Origin of the sequence: Variovorax xiamenensis, from assembly GCF_050916385.1 — a bacterium.
GTDB lineage: Bacteria > Pseudomonadota > Gammaproteobacteria > Burkholderiales > Burkholderiaceae_C > Variovorax.
Map to the genome: position 1 here is coordinate 5,186,953 of NZ_CP139038.1, position 20,422 is coordinate 5,207,374.

Genomic DNA, 20,422 nt, shown 5'->3' on the forward strand with positions numbered 1-20,422 from the left:
TGGGTTCGTGAACAGCCAGCGCCAATACGTGGAATGCATCAAACACAAGGCGCTGGGCAGACGAAATCATTCGCAGGAAAACCCTTAGGGCCGCGACATGCGCCCCTCGGGTTTCCTGTCGTTCGATCTCTTCGCGCTTCAGGCCGGCACTTCGGTCGCAACGCCATAGCGACGTGCCGGACGCGTGGCCGACAACCGCCCCGACATCGCGCGCCGAGCCGCATCGAACGCATCCCACTCCGCGAGCTCCGGCAGCGCGGGAATCGTGACCTGCTCGCCCTGGTCGAGCCCCGCGAGGGCTGCGTCGACCATGTCCTGCGCGGTCATGACGATCTCCTTGGGCAGGTGCTCCATCGGCACGCCCGCGACGCCCCAGAACTCGGTGGCCGTCGCGCCGGGCAGCACGGCCTGCACGCGCACGCCCTTGTCCTTGAGCTCGTGCTGCAGCGACTGGCTCAGCGCGAGCACGAAGGCCTTGCTGCCGCCGTACACGCCGTTGAGCGTCTCGGGCGAGATCGCCACGATGGAGGCGATGTTCACCAGCGTACCGGCGCCGCGCGCCACGAAACCGGGCACGGCCGCGTAGGTGAGCCGCGTGAGCACGCTCACGTTGAGCTCGATCATTTCCTCCATCCTGTCGATGTCCGAATCGAGCAGCGGCGCGGCAGCGCCGAAGCCGGCGTTGTTCACCAGCATGGTGATGTCGCCGCGGGTACGCAGCGCGACCTCGACTAGCGCGATGTCGTCCCGCCTGGTGAGGTCGGCGGGCAGGACTTCGACCTTGCGGCCGGTCTCGCGCGCGAGCTTCGCGGCCAGCGCCTCGAGGCGCTCGCGGTTGCGCGCCACCAGGATCAGGTCGAAGCCGCGCCGCGCAAGGCGGTCCGCGTACACGGCGCCGATGCCGGACGACGCGCCGGTGACGAGGGCCGTGCCCTTTGAAGAACTTGCCGGAGCAGTAGAAGAAGCAGTGGTCATGGAGCTTTCCTTTTTCGCCGCGTCGATATGCGCGGCCGTGGGGAAAGTCTCCTCCTGGAAGGCTATGGCGTAAATGTCATATAGGCCACCTTTCAGGACATCTGGCCGATTCAGGCCGCGACCGCTTCCCGACGCGCGACACGGCGCACGCTCTGCGGTGGCTGCCCCAGCGTGCGCAGGAAAGCGCGACGCATGCGCTCGGGGTCGCCGAAGCCCGTTTCGCGCGCGACCACGCCGAGCGCGAGGCTGCCTTCGTCGATCAGCGCACGCGCCGCCTCCACGCGCAGGTTCTCCACCGCATGCGCGGGCGTCTGCCCGGTCTCGGCCTTGAAGGCGCGGCTGAACTGGCGCGGGCTCAGGTGCGCGACCTCGGCCAGCTCTTCCACCGACAGCGTGTCGCGCAGGTTGGCCCGTGCATGCACCAGCGCCTTCTGGATGCGGTCGGACTTGGGCTCCAGCTCGAGCAGCGCGGAGTACTGCGACTGCCCGCCCGCGCGGCGGTGATACACGACGAGCTTTCGCGCCGCGAAGCGCGCAGCTTCCACGCCGAGGTCTTCTTCCACCAGCGCCAGCACGAGGTCGATGCCCGCCGTCATGCCGGCCGAGGTCCACACCGGCCCGTCGTTGATGAAGATGCGGTCGGGCTGCACCTTGATGGCCGGATGGCGCTTCTGCAGTTCGCCCGCGAAGGACCAGTGCGTCGTCGCCTTGCGCCCGTCGAGCAGGCCCGCATCGGCCAGCCCGAAGGCGCCGGTGCAGATGCTGGTCACACGGCGCGCGTTGCGCAGCCCCGCGCGCAGGAAGCGCCGCATCTTCTCGGAGGTGGGCGCGATGAATAGCGCACCGCTCAGCACCAGGGTGTCGTACTTCGCCGTGCCGAAGCGCTTGCTGTCCGTGCTCACGCCCGACGAGCTGACCACGAGCCCACCCTCTTCCGACAGCAGCTCGACCTGGTAGACCGGCTTGCCGGCATGGATGTTCGCAAGCTCGAACGCCGCGATGGCGGCGAGATCGAGGATCTGGAAGCCGGGGAAGACGAGCACGCCGATGCGTTTCATGGCGATGTCCTGAAAGGAGGTTTTTACGACACGGAAGACACGAGCTTAGACAGCTCGCGCCGACCGCGCCGGCATGAGGGTCACGCAACGCCCCTTCCCGCGCCGCGATGGGTGCCGCCGCCAATCGGCAAGCGCCAGCCCGCGCACGGCGTCCCACAATGGACGCTCCCCATGACGCATCCGACGACAGCGACCGCCCCGCCCGCCGGCCAGGGCGCCAACCTCCACTGGCAGCGCAACCTCGCCGTCTGCATGTTCGGCTCCTTCACGACCATCATCGCGATGACGCTGCTGCTGCCCTTCCTGCCGCTGTACGTCGAGCAGTTGGGCGTGAAGGACCATGCGGCGATCGTGCAGTGGTCGGGCGCGGCGTATGGCGCCACTTTCCTGAGCGCGGCGCTGGTCGCTCCGCTGTGGGGCCGGCTGGCCGATCGCTACGGGCGCAAGCCGATGCTGATCCGCGCGAGCCTCGGCATGGCGGTGGCGATGGCCTTGATCGGCGTCGCGGGCAACGTGTGGCAGCTCGTGGGCCTGCGGCTGCTGGCGGGGCTGCTGGGCGGCTACGCGTCGGGCTCGATGGTGCTGGTGGCCACGCAGACGCCCAAGGACCGCACGGGCTGGGCGCTGGGCACGATGTCCTCGGCCATCATGGCGGGCAACCTGGTGGGGCCGCTGGTCGGCGGCGCGCTGCCGCCGCTCATCGGCATCCGCGCCACTTTCTTTGCGGCGGGCGCGATCATCTTCGTGGCCTTTCTCGCGACGGCCTTCCTGATCCGCGAAGAACGAAAGGCGCCTGCCTCGCGCAAGCAGCAAGGCGAAGCCTCCGAACAGACCGGCTGGGCCGCCGTGCCCGACAAGCGCCCCCTGGTCGCGATGCTCTTCACCGGCATGCTGCTGATGCTGGCGAACATGTCGATCGAGCCGATCATCACGGTCTACGTCGCAACGCTGGTGGAGGACCCGAACCGCGTGACGATGATGGCCGGCTTCGTGATGTCGGCGGCGGCGCTCGGCAGCATTCTCTCGGCCTCGCGCCTGGGCAAGCTGGCCGACCGCGTGGGGCACTGGAACGTGATCGTCGGCTGCCTCGCGGTGTCGGCGCTGCTGCTGGTGCCGCAGGCCTTCGTCGCCTCGGGCTGGCAGCTGGAGGTGCTGCGCTTTCTCATGGGGCTGTCGCTCGGCGGGCTGCTGCCGTGCATCGCGAGCGTGATCCGCCACAACGTGCCAGAGCGCGTGGCCGGCAACATGCTCGGCTACTCGACCTCGGCGCAGTACACGGGCCAGGTGGCGGGGCCGCTGCTCGGCGGCTTCGTGGGCGGGCACATCGGCATGCGTGCCGTGTTCCTCGGCACCTGCGTGCTGATGGCCGCCGGTGCCGGATGGAACTGGCTGGCGAAGCGGCGCCGCTGAAGTAGCGCCGCCTCGACCCCGACCTCACCGACCTCACTCGCGGATGGTCACGCTGCTGTAGGCGGCATCGGCCTTGATCTCCGCTTCCGAGAACGGCAGGCGCAGCCACTGCCCGGCGCTGTAGGCCCGCGTGTAGTCGGCGTGGTGCGCGGAGGCCGGATCGTCCGAGAGCGAGAAGGTCAGGAAGGTGCGGGCCTCCACGCCGCCGGCGGGGAACCGCACGATCTGCATGTAGCTGTTGCCGTTCGGGTCGTCGTCCATGGTGTAGCCGCCCTGGTCGAGCCGGTTCTCCGAGCACATGACCGTGAAGTAGCCCTGGGTGTCGCAGCCGCCGGACAGCGGAATCTTCCGGCCGTTGCGCGTCACGAAGAGAGCTTCGCCGCGCGGCGCGTCGAGCGCGTAGCCGCTGGCCTGCACGCGAAGCACGGCCGCGCCGAAGGCCTGCCGCAAGTCGTCGGCGGCGGAGGGCTTGAGGCCGCGCGGCGTGCCGATGGGGTCGTTCGCGCTGAAGGGCACGGCATAGAGCCTGTCGGCGGGCAGGCGCACGGCACGCGCCCAGAACTCGTCCCACACGTGCGCGCCGCGCGCCGAGGCCACGCCTGTGTTGTTCCATGCCTTCAGCACCGCGCAGGCGGGGCCGGTGTCGACGCTGCGCGGCGGCGAGAACGACTCGCCGGTCTGCGCATCGCCCTTCACCTCGATGCGGGGCACCCCGCACACCATCTCCAGCGCGGGGGCCTTGAACAGCTCGGCGGTATAGGCGCGGCTGTCGAGCGTCGCGCGTCCGACGGCCTCGACCGTCGCCCCCTTGCCGGCGCCCTGCGCGATGAGGTGCCCGAGCCGCGTGCGGAAAGTCTGCGCGTCGCTGCCGGTGGGGCCGAAGATGGCCGCATAGCCGGTGAGCGGTGCCTTCGGGTTGGCGAGCCAGTAGCTGTCGTTCATGTTCGCCACGTAGTCCTCGCGCAGCAGGCCGGGCATGCGCGAGGCGCCGATGGCGCCCTTCTGCACCGAATCGGCATCGGTGCGCCAGTCGCAGGCGCTGCGCGAGCCATCGAACACGGGTACGCGCGGCAGCATGGCGGCCATCGCCTTGCCGGCCGGCGTGGTGCAGCTCGCCACCTGCTCGGGCGACACGTTGGGCACCGCGCCGACGTCGCCGTACCAGGCCTTGGCGCTGCCGCGCCCCACGGCCACGGTGTTGACCCAGGGGATCGATGCTTCCTCGCGCTGGATGGCGATGAGTTCGTCGAGCGACTTCGCCTGTGCCCAGCGCAACCATGTGCGGAAGGTGCGGAAGTTGTCCGCGTTGATGTCGCGGATGGCGAAGGCCGTGGCCTTGCTCCAGGCCAGCGCCGGATCGAGCATGCCCAGGTTCACGAGCGGCCCGTACTCCGAGGCGTAGAGCGTGCGCGTCACCGGCTCGATGCGGCCCGAGGCCTGCTTCACCTTCACGGTGATGGAGCGTGCCTGCATCTTCACCGGCTTGCCGTCACGCAGATAGCTCGTTGCGTCGCCGGGCGCAAGCGTGAGCTGGTAGAGACCGAAGCGCCGCGCCGCCGAGACGGTGTGGCTCCATGCGACGTCGTGGTTGAAGCCGATCAGCAGCACGGGCACGCCGAGGAAGGACGTGCCGCTCGCATCGAGCTGCCCCGGAATGGTGAGCTGCGCCTGGTAGAAGCGGTCGGGCCCGCGCCAGTACCAGTGCGGGTTGCCGAAGAGCAGCGGGCTCGAGTCGCCGGTAGCCGCCGTGCCGAAGCCGATCATGTTGCTGCCCACGCCCGCGGTGCCGCCGACCTGCAGCGCGAGCGGCTGCAACTCGCGCTCCCCGAGCGACGCCACACCGGCGCTCGGCGGCGCGGCATTCGCGATGTTCGCAAGGAAGTTGCTGTAGCCCGCCGCGAGATTGGTGGCGTACATGCGGCGATAGATGTCGGTGGCACTCACCGGCCGCACCCATGCCTCGTTGCGGCAGGCCGCGTGGGCATTGCCCGCATCGACGGCGCCGCTCTTCAGGTCGCGCACGTAGCGGTTGTAGCCGGCGGCGAAACCCTCGACCATGCCGCGGATGGCCACCGGCTGCGCGCGGGCCATGGCATCGACGACGTCGGCGGTGATCACATGCCTGTGGAAGAAATCCGAATCGATGTTCTTCGGCCGGCCGATGGTGCTGCTGGCGGGCAGCTTCGCTTCGGCGCCGAAGAACTCGGAGCGCTCGCCGCGGTAGCTGAGAAAGCCGTCGGCCATGGTGCACAGGTCGTCCTGCGCCTGCGCGTAGCCGTAGCCATAGCCCGCGCCGGCCCAGTCGTCGGCCTTGATGTGCGGCACGCCCATGGCGGTGCGGCGGATCTCGGCCTTGTAGCCGGCGTGGCTCGCCGAATCTCGTAGAGAAGTTGAAGAAGAAGAAAAAGAAGAAGGAGGGGAAGCCGGCCGGTCGGCAATGCCTGTGCAGGCCGCGAGGGCCATGGCAACCGGCACGAGAAAAAGCGGCCGGAGGCCGCCTGGAGATTTCGGGCGCATGCAGTGTTCCTGTTGTGTATGAGGAACGCAGCTGCGTGGGCCGTGAGCGTGCGTGGCGCGTTCGCCGGCTATCTTAAAACCGGCGGCTCGAGGCGCGCCCCGCACGCGCCCTTCTTTACCTGGCTAGCCTGTCGGCAATGTCATTCCGCGACCGACATGGTGTGGTAGTTCGCATCGGCCTTGATCTCCGATTCGGAGAACGGCACCCTGAGCCACTTGCCCTCGCTGTAGGCGCGCGTGTAGTCGCCGTTGTGCGCCGAGGCCGGATCGTCCGAGAGCGAGAAAGTCAGGAAGGTGTGGGCTTCCACGCCGCCGTCGGGGAAACGCACGACCTGCATGTAGCTGTTGCCGTTCGGGTTGACGTCCATGGTGTAGCCGCCCTTGTCGAGCCGGTTCTCCGAGCAGGCGATGGTGAAGTAGCCCGGGCCGCCGCAGCCGCCGTACAGCGGGATCTTCTTGCCGCCGCGCGTGGCGAACAGGTAGTCGCCGCGCGGTGCGTCCACCGCGTAGCCGCTGGCCTGCACGCGCGCCACGGCGGCACCGAAGGCCTCGCGCAGCTGCGTGGCTGCAGCCGCGTTCAAGCCGCGCGGCGTGGCGATCGGATCGGCCGGATCGAAGGGCACGGTGTAGAGCGAGGCGGCCGGAATCTTCGATGCACGGTTCCAGAACTCGTCCCACAGGTGCGCACCCTTCGCTCCGCTCACGCCGGTGCCGTTCCATGCGGAGAGCGCGGTACAGGCGGCGCCCACGTCGATGCTCGGGCCGATGGCTTCGTTGGTCAGCGGATCCTTGCTGACGGCGATGGGCGAGCCGTCGCACACGACGGGCAGCACGTCGGCCTTGAACAGCTCGGCCGTCAGCGCGCGGCTGTCGAGCACCATGCGCTTCACGGTGTCGGGCGTCGCGCCCTTGGCGCCGTAGCTGTCGCTGCCGTCGATACGGCCCTGCGCGAGCAGGTTGCCCATGCGGGTGCGGAAGCTCACGGCCTCGGTGCCGGCCGGGCCCATGATGGCCGGATAGCCTGTCATCGGGGCCTTGGGATTGGCGAGCCAGTAGCTGTCGTTCATGTTGGCGACGTAGTCGTCGCGCTGCAGGTTCGGCATGCGCGAGGCGCCGATGGCGCCCTTCTGCGCCGAGTCGGCATCGGTCTGCCAGTCGCAGGCGCTGCGCGAGCCGTCGAAGATCGGCACGCGCGGCAAGGTCGCCTGCATCGACGCGCCCGCCGGCGTGGTGCAGTCGGTGAACTGCGCGGGCGACACGTTGGGCACCGCGCCGATGTCGGCATACCAGGCCTTCGCGCTGCCACGGCCCACCGCCACGGTGTTGACCCACGGAATGGCGGTTTCCTCGCGCTGGATGGCGATGAACTCGTCGAGCGACTTCGCCTGGTTCCAGCGCAGCCAGTTGCGGAAGGTGCGGTAGTTCTCGCCGTTGATGTCGCGGATGGCGAAGGCCATGGTCTGGCTCCACGCGAGGCCCGCGTTCATCGGCGCCAGGTTGACCATCGGACCGTACTCGCTCTTGTAGAGCGTGCGCGTGACCTGCGTCATCGCGCCGTCCGTGCCCTTGACCTTCACCGTGATGGTCGAGGGCTGCATCTTCACGGCCGCGCCGTCGCGCATGTAGCTGGTCGGGTCGCCCGATGCCAGCTGCAGCTGGTAGAAGCCGAAGCGCCGCGCGGTCGACACGGTGTGGCTCCACGCGATGTTGTCGTTGAAGCCGATGAGGATCACCGGAATGCCCAGGAACGAAGTGCCGCTGATGTTCAGCTGCCCCGGAATGGTGAGCTGCGCCTGGTAGAAGCGGTCGGGCCCACGCCAGTACCAATGCGGGTTGCCGAAGAGCAGCGGGCTCGAATCACCGGTGGCTGCCGTGCCGAAGCCGATCATGTTGCTGCCCACGCCCTCGTGGCCGCCCACCTGCAGCTCGGGCGCCTTGTAGCCGAGCGCCGCGACGTGCACCGCCGGTGCCTTCCTGCCATGGCTGCGCGCGGAGACCTTGGTCGGCCCCGTGGCCGCGGGTGCCGTCGCGCTGGAGATGTTCGCGAGGAAGTTGCTGTAGCCGCCCGCGAGGTTGGCCGCGTACATGCGGCGGTAGATGTCGTCGGTGGTGATGGGCTGCACCCATGCTTCGTTGCGGCAGGCCGCGTGCGCGGCGCCGCCGGCCTTCACGTCGCGCACGTAGCGGTTGTAGCCGGCGGTGAAGCCCTCGACCAGCTTCTTCAGGTTGTCGGGCTGCGCGTCGATCATCTTCTTCAACACGTCGGCCGAGATGACGTGCCGATGGAAGAAGTCGGATTCGATGTTCGCCGGCTGGCCGATGGTGCTGCTGGCCACCAGCTTCGCGTCGGCGCCCAGGTACTGCGAACGCTCGCCGCGGTAGGTGAGGAACGAGTCGGCCATGGTGCACAGGTCGTCCTCCGCCTGCGCGTAGCCGTATCCGTAGCCCACGCCGGGCCAGTTGTCGGCCTTGATGTGCGGCACGCCCATGGAAGTGCGGCGGATCTCGGCCTTGTAGGTGCCCTCGGCCGGCGGGTTGGCCGGCGTGGAAGGCGGCGGGAGGAACAGGAAGCCGCTGCCTCCTCCACCACCGCCCCCACAGGCTGTGACGGCGGCCGCGGTGGCGAGCGCGAGCAACGACAGCGGCACGACGCCGCGACGGATCGAAAGTCTCATGATGTCTCCAGTTGATGCTCTCTTGGCGGAGCGTCCCGGAGCTTAGGCAGCCTCGCGGCCCGCGGCTTGTACGCAGCCGCTGCATTGCTTCAGGCTTTCTTTAGGTTTCAGGCGACCTCAGTGCAGCGGCGCGTTCTGGCCCCAGGCGTGCGACGCATGCTCGTCCGCCGTCACGCGCACGCGGCTCGCAAGGAACGACGGCGGCAGGCCGAAGTAGCGCTGGAAGGTGCGGCTCATGTGCGCAGCGTCGGTGAAGCCGCTGATCAGCGCCACGTCGGTCAGCGAGCGCTGCCCCGTGAACTGCTGCACCGTGCGGCGCACCTTGGTCCACAGCGCATAGCGCTTGACCGACACGCCCACCTGCTCGGCGAACAGGTGCGTGAGGCGGTCGGGCGAGAGACAGGCCACGGCCGCGAGATCGCGCAGCGCGATCTGCCCCGCGTGCGCGCGAATGGACTGCAGCACGCGGTCGACGCGCGGGTCGAGGGGTGCCTGAAGCTCGGGGCTCTCGGTGATGGCCTCGACCATCTTCGCGCTGAGCGCCTGCAGCCGTTCGTTGGGCAGCGCACCGCCTTGCGCCGGTGCGAAGTCGTCGCGCAGCGCGCCGAAGCGCCGCGCGTCGATGGGCTGGATGCCGTGGCCCCCCATGCGCCTGGCGAGCATGCGGTAGGCACTGGAGGCCGGGTCGAGGTTCAGCGAGAGCAGCCCGCAGCCGTCGACGTCGAGCCGCCGCGACACATGCGGCGCCACCAGCGCCGCGGTGCAATGCACGCGCGTGCCGTCGACGGCCTCCAGCATGAAGGGGTGCCCGCTGACCGACGCCAGCAGCGTGGCCGACGAGCGGGCTGTCAGGCCAGACTGGATGGCCGGGGTGATGTAGAGGAACCTGTCATCCCACAGGTGCAGGAAGTTTTGCGTTGCCATGCCGTATCACTTTTGTTCTTGTCTCCAGCGGCGGATTCTCCCGCATCGGCAACCCGGCCGGCAGCACATGCTGGCGCACGGCCTCCAGCAGCAGTGCGGCAAGGCGGCTCGCAGGCGCTTCCGGCAGGGCCTGCGCGCGATAGAGCACGAGCGAGATCTGCGGCAGCGAAGGCAGCGCCAGCGTCGAACGGTCGATGGCCCGCACGTGCGACGGCAGGCCGAAGGGCGTGCGCACCGTGAGGCCCAGCCCGGCCGAGGCCGCGGCCCACAGCGCCGCGAGGCTGGCGCTGCCGAAGGCGCGGCGCCAGGGCACGCCGGCCTTGTCGAGCGCCGAGATGACGATCTCGCGCAGCGGGCACGGTGCGTCGAGCATGATGAGCGGCAGCGGCTCCTTGCTCTTGGGCTGGCGCGCGCCCGCGCCGCGTTGCTCGCGCTGCGTCCACCACGGGGCCTCGACCCGCTCGGGCGTGCGGGGTCCGATCCACAGCAGCGGCAGCCGCGCAACGCGCTCGGCGTACGGCGACAGCGGCTGGTCGCCTGCGTCCCACGCCAGCGCGAGGTCGAGCTGGCCGAGTTCGAGCCGCTCGCGCAGTTCGCCGCTGCGCGCCACGCAGGCCTCGATGCGCACCTTGGGATGCGCGCGCGCGAAGCGGCCCAGCACGGCGGGCAGCAGCGTCTCGCCGAAGTCTTCCTGCAGGCCGAGGCGCACCCAGCCCTGCAGGTCGGCGCCACGCATGGCGGCGCTGGCTTCGTCGTTGAGCTCGAGCATGCGGTGGGCGTAGGCCAGCAGCGTCTCGCCGGCATCGGTGAGCTCCAGCCCCCTGCCCGCCTTGCGGAACAGCACGGTGCCGGCCTGCGATTCGAGCTTCTTCAATTGCGCGCTCACCGCCGAGGTCGATCGACCGAGCTTGTCGGCGGCACGGGCGAAGCTGCCGAGCGCGATGCCGGTGGAGAAAGTGCGCAGCACGTCGAGATCGAACATCACCTGGCTCATGTCGGTTCCTTCGGGGTTCTTCGGGGGCTTTGTCGATCATCCTGTTTTTCAGGACGATCCGCCAATTATTTTCTGATTTTCAAAACCATCGCCGAGGCGGAAACTGCCCGGCAACATGACCCATTCGCCCTCTTTTTCCTCTTCTCCCGCGTCGTTCCCGCCGCGCCACCGCTGGAAGGTGCTGGCCGCGGGCGTGGCCGCCAACGCCGCGTTCTCGGTGGCCTTCAGCGGCATCCCGATGACCGCCGTGCTGATGCGCACCGGCTACCAGCTCGACAACGCCACCCTCGGGCTGGTGCTCGGCCTCATGGGGCTGGGCATCGCCGTGAGCGAGCTGCCCTGGGGCCTGCTGACCGACCGCTGGGGCGACCGCCCCGTGCTGCTGGCGGGCCTGGGCAGCACTGCGCTCGCACTCATTGCGATGGCGCTATGGGCCGCGCCGGCCGCGGGGCACATTCCCGGACTGGGCTGGCTGGGCAGCGGGCTGCTGCTGGTGGGCCTGCTGGGAGGAAGCGTCAACGGCGCCAGCGGCCGCGCGGTGATGACATGGTTCGACGCCAGCGAGCGCGGCCTCGCGATGAGCATCCGCCAGACCGCCGTGCCCATGGGCGGCGGCATCGGCGCGCTGGTGCTGCCCTTCGTCGCGCTGCACTTCGGCTTCGCGGCGCTCTATGGCCTGCTCGCGCTGCTGTGCGCGCTGAGCGCGGCGATGAGCTGGGCCTGGGTGCACGAGCCGCCGATCGTCGCGCGCGACGACAAGGCCTCGCCCGCGGCCACTGCCCCGAAAACCGGCCCACTGCGCGACGCCCGCGTATGGCGCATCGTGGCCGGCATCGGCATCCTCTGCGCGCCGCAGTTCGCTGTGCTGTCTTTCGGCACGGTGTTCCTTCACGACTTCGGCCATGCGGGCCTCGCGACGATCACCGCGACGATGGTGTTCGTGCAGGTCGGCGCGATGGTCATGCGCGTGTGGAGCGGTCGCTGGACCGACCGCAACAGGAACCGGCCGGCCTACCTGCGGGCCTGCAGCGCGCTCACCGTCCTGCTGTTCGCGGGCTTGGCGGCACTGGCGTTGGCCACCGGCACGCACGCAGCCGACTCATCGGCGCTGCGCATCGCGCTGGTCGTGCTGCTGGGCGTGAGCGGCGTGTGCGTCTCGGCCTGGCACGGCGTGGCCTACACCGAGCTCGCCACGCTGGCCGGCGCATCGCGCGCCGGCACCGCGCTGGGCATGGCGAACACCAGCGTGTTCCTGGTGTGCTTCGTCACGCCCTTTTCCATTCCGCACCTGCTGGCGCTGCAGGGCTGGCCGATGGTGTGGCTGGCGGCCAGCGTCTGTGCGCTGGTGGCGATGCCGCTGCTGGTGGCGCGGCCCGCCGCCGCCGATCAGAAGCTCGCGAAGACCGCGTTGAGCCGGTCGACGTAGGCTCGCTTGGCGGCTTCGTCGATGAAGCTGCCCTCGAAGCTGTTGGCCGCGAGCTGCCAGGCCTGCTGCACGCTCAGGCCGGTGGCCGAGAAGGTCTCGGTGAAGTTCTGGTTCATGTAGCCGCCGAAGTAGGCCGGGTCGTCCGAGTTGACGGTGGCCACGAGCCCCGCGTCGAGCAGCGCGCCGAGGTTGTGCTTCGACAGGTCGGGGAACACGCAGAGCTTGAGGTTCGACAGCGGGCACACCGTGAGCGGAATGCGGTCCTGCGCGAGCCGCTTCATGAGCTCGGGGTCTTTGACGCTCTGCACGCCGTGGTCGACACGCTCGACCTTGAGCACGTCGAGTGCGCTCCACACGTATTCGGGCGGGCCCTCTTCGCCAGCATGCGCGACGAGATGGAAGCCCAGCTCGCGGCAGCGCGCGAACACGCGGGCGAACTTCTCGGGTGGATGGCCCACTTCGCTCGAGTCGAGCCCCACGCCGATGAACTTGTCGCGGTAGGGCAGCGCCTGCTCCAGCGTCTCGAAGGCATCTTCCTCGCTCAGGTGGCGCAGGAAGCACAGGATGAGCGCGGCGCTCACGCCCAGCTTCGAGAGCGCATCGACGCAGGCGCGGTGCAGGCCGCTGACCACCGTTTCCATCGCCACGCCGCGCGCGGTGTGCGTCTGCGGGTCGAAGAACATCTCGGTGCGCACCACGTTGTCGGCGGCGGCGCGCTCCAGGTAGGCCCAGGCCATGTCGTAGAAGTCCTGCTCCTTGAGCAGCACGCTGGCGCCGGCGTAGTAGATGTCGAGAAAGCTCTGCAGGTTGGTGAAGGCGTAGGCCTTGCGCAGTTCCTCGACGCTGGCGTAGGGAATGGCCACGCCGTTGCGCTGGGCCAGCGCGAAGATGAGCTCGGGTTCGAGCGAACCCTCGATGTGCATGTGCAGCTCCGCCTTGGGCATGGCGCGCAGCAGCGCGGGCAGGCGCTCGGCGGCGATGCGGTCGAAGCTCTTGTCGTAGGTGGGGCGGAAATCGGTCATGGTGGGGCTGCTGATGCTGATGCGCTGTGACTGCGCAAAACGCAAAGCATAAGGGCAGCGGCGGCCGGCGCCATGCCGGAAAACTTATGGCGTCAATCGACGCTGCGCGCGGAGCTGGTGAGCGAACGCGCGCACAGCAGCAGCGTGGGCGCCAGCTTGCGCACCGCCTCGTCCAGCGTCCAGCGGCTGGTGGGCGCCACCACGTGCACCGAGGCCACCGGCCGGCCCTGCGCGCCAAGCACCGGAGCAGCGATGGTCATGTCGCCGAGGAACAGTTCCTCCGCATTGGTGGCAAAGCCCTGCTGGCGCGCCTGTCGCAGTTCCTCGAGGATCTCGTCCACGCCGGTGCGGGTGTGCATGGTGTGGGCCACGCGATCGGAAGATTCGATGAGCGAGCGCGCCTCCTCCTCGGGCAGAGCGCTCAGGAAGGCGCGCCCAGACGCCGTGCAGTACATGGGAATGCGGCTGCCGATGGGCATGTGCACCGGCACGAACTGCGCGCTCACGAAGCGCGCCACGTAGACCATGTCGAGCCCGTCGGGCTCGGTGAGGCAGGAGGTTTCCGTCGTCACCTTGGTCAGCTCCGACAGGAAGGGGTTGGCCACGTCGATCAGCGCATGGGCCGCAAGGTAGTTGAAGCCGATTTCCATGACGCGCGGCGTGAGCTGGTAGCGCCGCGTCTTCGGGTGCTTGCGCACGTAGCCCAGCTTCTCGAGCGTGAAGACCATACGCTGCGCCGAACTCTTGGTGATGTCGGTGGCCTCTGCCACGTCGGCCAGCGTCATGGTGCGGCGCCGGGCGCTGAAGGCGCGCAGCACGGCCAGGCCCTTCTCCAGCGACTGGTTGAAAAGCAGGCTCTGGCTGTCTTCGGGGGCTGTGTCGGGCGTGAGGTCCATGGCGGTGGAGTATAGCTACAACCCTTTGAAATATCGAATATCGATTCGATAGATTCGACTAGTGGTTTTCATTTATTGATCAAAGATTCAAAAGAATCGAATATTGGCATGCATGTTGCATCGCGGATGCCGACCGTTTTCGCCCACCTCCACTCACCTTTTTCTTCAACTTCCCTTCCTTCGAGGAGTGCTTCCATGAATCGCATCGTTCGTCGCCTTCATCGCCTGGCCCTGGGTCTTTGCGTCGCCGGCGCCGCCTCCCTCGCGGCCGCGCAGGGCGCCACGCCGACCTACAACGTGGGCGCCACGGCCACCGGCGTGCCCTTCACCTTCCTCGACGTGAAGACCAACAGCATCCAGGGAATGATGGTCGACACCGTCACTGCCGTGGGCAAGGCGGGCGGCTTCGGCGTGAACGTGCAGCAGACGGTGTTCTCGGCACTGATTCCCTCGCTCACGGCGCGCAAGATCGACATCGTCTCGGCCGCCATGCTCAAGACGCCGGCGCGCCAGGAGGTGGTCGACTTCAGCGACCCGGTTTACTCGTACGGCGAAGGCCTGATCGTGAAGGCCGACGACGCCCGCGCGTACGTCTCCCTCGACGAGCTCAAGGGCGAGGTGGTGGGCGCGCAGGTCGGCACCGTGTTCCTCGACATGCTCAACAAGAAGGGCATCTTCAAGGAGGTGCGCAGCTACGACTCGGTGGCCGACATGACGCGCGACCTCTCGCTCGGGCGCATCAAGGCCGGCCTCGGCGACCAGCCCATCATGGCCTACCAGATCCGCCAGAACACCTTTCCGGGCGTGAAGCTGGTCGACAGCTACAAGCCGGTGAACGTGGGCGACGTGTGCCTCGTGGTGCGCAAGGGCGATGCAGAGACGCTGGCGCGCATCAACAAGGCGATCGCGACCATCAAGGCCGACGGCACCCTGGCGAAGATCGTCCAGAAATGGGGCATCTGAAGGCGCGCTGACCGATGGCTGCCCCCACCTTCCTACAGCATGCGCAGGACTTCCTGCCGATCCTCCTGCAGGGCGCGATCGTCACAGTGCAGGTGACCGTGCTCTCCTTCCTGCTGAGCAGCCTGCTCGGCCTGGCCCTGGCGCTGATGAAGCTCTCGCCGGTGCGCGCCCTTTCCTGGGCGGCCACGGTAACGATCAACGTGATCCGCGGGCTGCCGATCATCGTGCAGCTCTTCTACATCTACTTCGTGCTGCCGGAGTTCGGCGTGCAGCTCACGGCCTTCCAGGCCGGCGTGATCGGCCTGGGCATCGCCTACTCGGCCTACCAGGCGGAGAACTTCCGCGCGGGCATCGAGGCGGTCGATCCGGGCCAGCGCGAGGCCGCGCAGGCCATGGGCATGCGCTCGGCGCTGATCATGCGGCGCGTGATATTGCCGCAGGCCTTCCGCATCGCACTGCCTCCCTACGGCAACACGCTGGTGATGATGCTGAAGGACTCCTCGCTGGTCTCGACCATCACCGTGGCCGAGATGACGCGCGCGGGCCAGCTCATCGCCTCCTCGACCTTCCAGAACATGACGGTCTACACGCTGGTCGCCCTGCTCTACCTGCTCATGAGCCTGCCGCTGGTGTACGGCCTGCGCCGTCTCGAGCAGCGCTTCGCCGCCGGGAGGAAGCAGCCATGATCCACGTCGAGGGACTCGAAAAGCGCTTCGGCGCGCACCGCGTGCTGCAGGGCGTGAGCCTGCACGTGGACAAGGGCGAGGTGGTGTGCCTGATCGGCCCTTCGGGCTCGGGCAAGTCGACCGTGCTTCGCTGCATCAACGCGCTGGAGTCGTACGAGGGCGGCGAGATCCGCGCCTTCGGCGAGCGCGTGGACCGCAACGCGCCGAACATCCACCGGCTGCGCAGCCGCATGGGCATGGTGTTCCAGCGCTTCAACCTGTTCCCGCACCGCACCGTGCTGGAGAACGTGATGGAGGGCCCGGTGCACGTGCTGCGCCAGAGCGCGACGCAGGCGCGCGAGGAAGCCATGGCGCTGCTCGCCAAGGTGGGTCTGGCCGAGAAGGCGCAGGCCTGGCCGGCGCAGCTCTCGGGCGGGCAGCAGCAGCGCGTGGCCATCGCTCGCGCCCTTGCGATGAAGCCCGAGGCCATGCTGTTCGACGAGCCCACTTCCGCGCTCGACCCTGAGCTGGTCGGCGACGTGCTCGGCGTGATGCGCGCGCTGGCCGACGAGGGCATGACCATGATCGTCGTCACGCACGAGATGGGCTTCGCGCGCGAGGTGGCCGACCGCGTGTGCTTCCTGCACAGCGGCAGCATCGTCGAGGAAGGCCCCGCCGCACAGGTGCTGGGCGCGCCGCGCCAGGCGCGCACGCAAGACTTCTTGCGGCGCGTGCTGCATCCGTCCGGTGCCGCGGCGTCCACGGAGGTGCGCGCATGAGCATCGCGAGTGCCATGCCGCCGTCGCTGTGGGCCGCCACGGCGCCGCCCGCCCCGCCGACGCCGCCGCTGGCGGAATCGCGCAAGGCCGACGTGCTGATCGTGGGCGGCGGCTTCACGGGCCTCTCCGCCGCGCTGCATCTGGCCGAGGCCGGCGCGCAGGTCTGCGTGCTCGAGGCGAACGAGCCCGGCTGGGGCGCGTCGGGGCGCAACGGCGGGCAGGTGAACCCGACGCTCAAGCACGACCCGGACGAGCTCGTGCGGATCTACGGGGCCGAGCGTGCCGAGCCGCTGATCGACGCGGTATCGGGCTCGGCCGATCTGGTGTTCGAGCTGATCGCGCGCCACGGCATCGACTGCCAGCCGGTGCGCAACGGCTGGCTGCAGGTTTCCTATGCGCAGAAGGACGTGGCCGGCCTGCACGCGCGCGCAGAACAGTGGGCGAAACGCGGCGTGAAGACGCAGTCACTCGACCGCGCGGCCGTCGCGGCGCGGCTGGGCACCGACACCTTCGCCGGCGGCTGGCTCGACGGCCGCGCCGGCGGCATCCAGCCGCTGGCCTACACGCGCGGGCTGGTGCGCGCCGCGCAGGGCTTCGGCGCGGCCGTGCATGGCGGCACCGAGGTCACTGCGCTGGAGCGGCGCGGTTCGCACTGGCATGCGAGCACGTCGAGCGGAGCTGTCGTCACTGCCGAACAGGTCCTCATCGCGACCAACGGCTACACAGGCGCGCTGTGGCCCGGGCTGAAGCGCACGGTGCTGGCCGCCAACAGCTTCATCGTGGCCACCGAGCCGCTGCAGGGCGCGGCGGCCGACGCCATCCTGCCGCGCGGCGAGACCGCCTCGACCTCGCAGCGGCTGCTGCTGTATTTCCGCAAGGACGCGCAGGGCCGCCTGCTGATGGGCGGGCGCGGCCATTTCGCCGACCCCGGCGGCCCCGCCGATTTCGCGCACCTGGAACGCTCGCTGGAACTGCTGTTTCCACAGCTCGGGCCGCTGCGCTACGAGTACCGCTGGGCCGGCCGCATCGCCGTCACGCGCGATTTCATGCCGCATGTGCATACGCCGGCGCCGGGCATGACGATCGCGCTGGGCTACAACGGCCGGGGCATCGCGCTGGCCACGAGCATGGGCAAGCACGTGGCGGCACGGATCGCGGGCGCGCAGGCCGACTTTCCCTATCCGGTGACGCCGATCCGGCCGATTCCGCTGCACGGCCTGCAGCGCTTCTACATCGCCGGCGGCGTGGCCTGGTACAGCCTGCTCGACCGGCTGGCCTGAAGAGTCGCCTAGGCGCGCGCGACGCCTTGCCATGGGCGCCGCGCGTGCGTCAAATGGCGGGCATCGACCACAACAGCTTCAGGAGACCCATGCCGATCGACACCCTCGCCACCTGGCACCGGCTCGTCAAGGAACGCGACGTGGCGGGGCTCGATGCCCTGCTCGACGACGACGCCGTCTTCCATTCGCCGGTGGTGCACACGCCCCAGGCCGGCAAGCGCATCACGAAGAAGTACCTGGCGGCGGCGTTCCAGGTCTTCTTCAACGAGAGCTTCCGCTACGTGCGCGAGCTCAGGTCGGAGCATGACGCGGTGCTCGAGTTCACGCTGGAGCTGGACGGCATCCAGATCAACGGCGTCGACATGATGAAGTGGAACGACGAGGGCAGGATCACCGAGTTCAAGGTGATGCTGCGCCCGCTGAAGGCGGTGAACCTGATCCACCAGAAGATGGGCGCCCAGCTGCAGGCGGCTGGCTCCTAGCCTGCAACGCCCCTGCCCCATTTGCGGGACACCGCGGAACCGGCTCTGCCGGCCGCAGGTGTCGCCCTCGGCGAGGGGGCGGCGAAGCGCCACGAAGTGCGCGAAGACTGGGGAGAGCTTTTTATTCCGCGACGACCTGCAGGGTGCCCTGCTGGCTGTACGCTCGCACGCACATGCGGGTCAGCTGCACGAGAAACTGGAACACGGCCGGCTCGCCCAGGCAGTCGGGCGTGATCGCCATGATGTCCTTGCGCAGCTCCATCAGCCGGTTGCCCGACATCGCCATCTCGGCGGAAGCGCCGTAATAGTTCTTCCAGAAGTCCTGCAGCAGGCCGCGCTTGACCTCGTCGATCACCAGCGTGTAGCCGCGCTCCCAGACCTCCTCCTCCATCGGCAGGCAGTCGACCTGCGAATCCTCCAGACGGCCCCCCTGGGGCACCAGGCACACGCGCCGCATGGCCACTCGTTCAACGGTTGCTTGATGCATGTGCATGGCCGGACTCCTGAAATTCGATGACGGCCGCCGGCATTTCGCCGGATGTGGCCCGGGGGGCAGGATGGCGGGTGCTTTTCTTCATGGTCGTTGTCCTCAACGAAGCCACAAGGCGTGTGACAGGCTTTGCACTCAGGCCGCGGCGAGCAGGCGCAGGCGGCTTGCGTTGGAATGGGCCAGGCTCTCCGGCTGGTCCCAGCTTCCGTCCGCGTTCAGCGTGGTCGTCAGTGCGTAGACGCCAGGCGGGTACGGCAGCTCCAGGGGGTTGTTGATCGCGCTCACGTCGATCACGTCGCCTTCCTCGTAGTCGCCGTAGGCAATGAAGTACTTCGGATGCGGCGAGAAGGTCAGGTTCTGGCCGGAGCGCGCCTGCACCGCATACACCGTGCTGCCCCCCATGGTCACGCCCACCGCGGCAGCTGACTTGGCCGGGATGGCCGTCGACTGGGCCAGATAAAGCCGCGACTGCTCCGGCCCCCGCGCGGGGTTCATGAACTGATAAGTGCGATTGCAGTCGAGCGTGATCTTGTTGTTGGAGCCGCTCGGCTCGTAGGTCTCGGTGGGGGTGAACTGCACGCCGGGCTGAAGGTCGCCCGTTTCAGCCCAGGCGAAGCCGACGTCGACGCTCCACTGGAACTTGACGCGGGAGGTCGGCCCCGGATTCGAGAACCTGGCGAACCAGGCCAGCGACAGGGCGTTCGGCGCCAGCTGCGTCGGGTCGTTCTGGAACACCATGAAGTAAGCCGAGTGGCTTGCATGGTTGTTGACCGTGACGGAATAGATCATTCCCATGGCGGCTTCCCGAATGAAACAAACAGAGAGTGGTTGGCGACAGTCCGGGCCACGATGGCACCGGTCTGGACGTCACTCTAGGGAGCGCAGGGAGCGATGAGAATTACAGACGATTACAGAGGTTGCGCTCCGCCACGAATTTCGAAGGGGTAGTTGCCCAGGCGCACCGTACCGCGCCGGCGCTCGACCAGCGGCGGCTCGGCCAGGTGCGGCGGCAGCGCATTCAGGATCTGGTGCTTGGCGCGAAAGATCTGGATGTTCACGTAGGAGGGCTCCACGCCCAGCATGCGCGAGAGTTCGTCCAGCCCGATCCAGCCCTGGCTCTGGGGCGCGAGGCCCCGTTGCGCGTCCTTCTGGCGCAGCCGCGCCAGGGTGACCAGGGTGTAGTGATGGATGCGTTCGCCCAGCGGCACCGACTTGCCCTCCGCCAGCAGGTTCAGGCTCGTGTGCTCCTCGTTCTGGCTGACGTCGAAATGCAACGCGACGTCCGCTGTCGTGGGCATCGGCGCCGATGACGTTATCGGTGTCTCGGAGGTGAAGGCCAGGTCGTCGCACAGCACGAACTCCCAGATGCCGGCCGAGGTGCGCACCATGGCGCCGTCGCTCAGGTGCTCGATGCCCTCGATGTGCTCCAGCATCCACTTGCCGTCCTGGAAATAGACGTTCGCCTCGGGCTGCTGCTCGTCCGGCACCAGGTTCTCGCGCAGGTTCAGCGCCACCTGGGCGCCGCCCCCTTCCACGGGAAAGAGGCAGGTGGTGGGCGGCGCGAGGTCTTCCACGATCCAGATCGCCTCGTCGCCCACGCCCATGCGGACCTCGGCGCCCTCGGGCAGGGGCGTCCAGCGGCCGGCCGGAAGACGCTCGCCGTTGAGCGTGGTGCCGTTGCGGCTCTGGTCGACGATTTCCCAGGAATGCCGGTTCCACCGCACCATCGCGTGGACCTGCGACACGTCCGGCGCCTGCAGCACGGTCTGGCAGACCGAGGCGCGCCGACCGAAGGCATGCACCGGCCGCAGCACGGTGGCGCGCCGGTCGAGCTTGTTCCTGAAAATGGCCATCGGTTGTTTCTCC

19 protein-coding genes are annotated in these 20,422 nt (G+C 68.6%); 7 read left to right on the top strand and 12 right to left on the bottom strand.

The window, feature by feature from the left end:
• Positions 1–138: 138 nt before the first annotated feature.
• Both SFB74_RS23695 and SFB74_RS23700 read right to left on the bottom strand, forming a co-directional pair.
• Positions 139–975 carry an SDR family NAD(P)-dependent oxidoreductase gene (locus SFB74_RS23695; protein WP_432726742.1) on the bottom strand — a complete coding sequence of 279 codons (837 nt, stop codon included), beginning with the start codon at positions 973–975 and terminating at the stop codon, positions 139–141.
• A gap of 110 nt (positions 976–1,085) precedes the next feature.
• Positions 1,086–2,033 carry a GlxA family transcriptional regulator gene (locus SFB74_RS23700; RefSeq protein ID WP_432726743.1) on the bottom strand — a complete coding sequence of 316 codons (948 nt, stop codon included), beginning with the start codon at positions 2,031–2,033 and terminating at the stop codon, positions 1,086–1,088.
• A gap of 171 nt (positions 2,034–2,204) precedes the next feature.
• Between SFB74_RS23700 and SFB74_RS23705 the strand changes: the two genes are divergently transcribed.
• A complete protein-coding gene (locus tag SFB74_RS23705) occupies positions 2,205–3,443 on the top strand; it encodes an MFS transporter (RefSeq protein WP_432726745.1) in 1,239 nt (412 codons plus the stop codon).
• Positions 3,444–3,476: 33 nt separating this feature from the next.
• Here SFB74_RS23705 and SFB74_RS23710 read toward each other — a convergent pair whose 3' ends face one another.
• The 4 genes from SFB74_RS23710 to SFB74_RS23725 form a co-directional block, all read right to left on the bottom strand.
• Positions 3,477–5,960, bottom strand: a complete 2,484-nt coding sequence (locus SFB74_RS23710) for a penicillin acylase family protein (protein ID WP_432726747.1) — start codon at positions 5,958–5,960, stop codon at positions 3,477–3,479.
• A gap of 140 nt (positions 5,961–6,100) precedes the next feature.
• Positions 6,101–8,635, bottom strand: a complete 2,535-nt coding sequence (locus SFB74_RS23715) for a penicillin acylase family protein (protein WP_432726749.1) — start codon at positions 8,633–8,635, stop codon at positions 6,101–6,103.
• 117 nt (positions 8,636–8,752) lie between these two features.
• Positions 8,753–9,559, bottom strand: a complete 807-nt coding sequence (locus SFB74_RS23720) for a helix-turn-helix domain-containing protein (protein ID WP_432726751.1) — start codon at positions 9,557–9,559, stop codon at positions 8,753–8,755.
• On the bottom strand, positions 9,525–10,553 hold the full coding sequence (locus SFB74_RS23725) for a LysR substrate-binding domain-containing protein (protein WP_432726753.1): 1,029 nt from the start codon (positions 10,551–10,553) through the stop codon (positions 9,525–9,527). Before SFB74_RS23725 ends, SFB74_RS23720 begins: the two co-directional genes overlap by 35 nt.
• A gap of 115 nt (positions 10,554–10,668) precedes the next feature.
• Here SFB74_RS23725 and SFB74_RS23730 point away from each other — a divergent pair, with 115 nt between their 5' ends.
• Positions 10,669–11,979, top strand: coding sequence for an MFS transporter (locus tag SFB74_RS23730; RefSeq protein WP_432726755.1), 1,311 nt, complete (start codon positions 10,669–10,671; stop codon positions 11,977–11,979).
• On the opposite strand, the gene SFB74_RS23735 is transcribed toward SFB74_RS23730, so the two are convergent.
• The 3 genes from SFB74_RS23735 to SFB74_RS23745 all read right to left on the bottom strand — a co-directional run bounded on the left by SFB74_RS23735 (position 11,940) and on the right by SFB74_RS23745 (position 14,094).
• On the bottom strand, positions 11,940–13,001 hold the full coding sequence (locus tag SFB74_RS23735) for an adenosine deaminase (protein ID WP_432726757.1): 1,062 nt from the start codon (positions 12,999–13,001) through the stop codon (positions 11,940–11,942). The genes SFB74_RS23730 and SFB74_RS23735 overlap by 40 nt on opposite strands.
• Positions 13,002–13,093: 92 nt before the next feature.
• Positions 13,094–13,897 (bottom strand): IclR family transcriptional regulator, encoded by an 804-nt coding sequence (locus tag SFB74_RS23740; RefSeq protein WP_432726759.1) that lies wholly within the window; start codon positions 13,895–13,897, stop codon positions 13,094–13,096.
• 68 nt (positions 13,898–13,965) lie between these two features.
• Entirely contained in the window at positions 13,966–14,094 is a 129-nt protein-coding gene (locus tag SFB74_RS23745) for a hypothetical protein (protein WP_432726761.1), read from the bottom strand.
• Here SFB74_RS23745 and SFB74_RS23750 point away from each other — a divergent pair.
• The 5 genes from SFB74_RS23750 (at position 14,093) to SFB74_RS23770 (ending at position 18,066) form a co-directional block, all read left to right on the top strand.
• A complete protein-coding gene (locus SFB74_RS23750; RefSeq protein WP_432726763.1) occupies positions 14,093–14,860 on the top strand; it encodes an ABC transporter substrate-binding protein in 768 nt (255 codons plus the stop codon). The two genes, SFB74_RS23745 and SFB74_RS23750, sit on opposite strands and share 2 nt — an antisense overlap.
• Positions 14,861–14,874: 14 nt before the next feature.
• Positions 14,875–15,546: an ectoine/hydroxyectoine ABC transporter permease subunit EhuD gene (gene ehuD / locus SFB74_RS23755; RefSeq protein WP_432726765.1), complete on the top strand. Its 672-nt coding sequence runs from the start codon at positions 14,875–14,877 to the stop codon at positions 15,544–15,546.
• Complete coding sequence (locus SFB74_RS23760; RefSeq protein WP_432726766.1) at positions 15,543–16,304, top strand: amino acid ABC transporter ATP-binding protein; 762 nt, start codon at positions 15,543–15,545, stop codon at positions 16,302–16,304. The genes ehuD and SFB74_RS23760 overlap by 4 nt, the downstream gene beginning before the upstream one ends.
• Positions 16,301–17,584, top strand: coding sequence for an NAD(P)/FAD-dependent oxidoreductase (locus SFB74_RS23765; protein ID WP_432726767.1), 1,284 nt, complete (start codon positions 16,301–16,303; stop codon positions 17,582–17,584). Before SFB74_RS23760 ends, SFB74_RS23765 begins: the two co-directional genes overlap by 4 nt.
• Before the next feature lie 89 nt (positions 17,585–17,673).
• Positions 17,674–18,066: a nuclear transport factor 2 family protein gene (locus tag SFB74_RS23770; protein ID WP_432726768.1), complete on the top strand. Its 393-nt coding sequence runs from the start codon at positions 17,674–17,676 to the stop codon at positions 18,064–18,066.
• Between the two features lie 121 nt (positions 18,067–18,187).
• Here the strand turns inward: SFB74_RS23770 and SFB74_RS23775 are convergent, their stop codons facing one another.
• The 3 genes from SFB74_RS23775 to SFB74_RS23785 all read right to left on the bottom strand — a co-directional run bounded on the left by SFB74_RS23775 (position 18,188) and on the right by SFB74_RS23785 (position 20,409).
• A complete protein-coding gene (locus SFB74_RS23775; RefSeq protein ID WP_432726769.1) occupies positions 18,188–18,559 on the bottom strand; it encodes a hypothetical protein in 372 nt (123 codons plus the stop codon).
• A gap of 132 nt (positions 18,560–18,691) precedes the next feature.
• The gene (locus tag SFB74_RS23780) at positions 18,692–19,351 is read right to left on the bottom strand and encodes a hypothetical protein (RefSeq protein ID WP_432726770.1); all 660 of its coding nucleotides are present in this window, start codon (positions 19,349–19,351) and stop codon (positions 18,692–18,694) included.
• A gap of 113 nt (positions 19,352–19,464) precedes the next feature.
• Positions 19,465–20,409 carry an FHA domain-containing protein gene (locus tag SFB74_RS23785; RefSeq protein WP_432726771.1) on the bottom strand — a complete coding sequence of 315 codons (945 nt, stop codon included), beginning with the start codon at positions 20,407–20,409 and terminating at the stop codon, positions 19,465–19,467.
• Positions 20,410–20,422 lie beyond the last annotated feature (13 nt).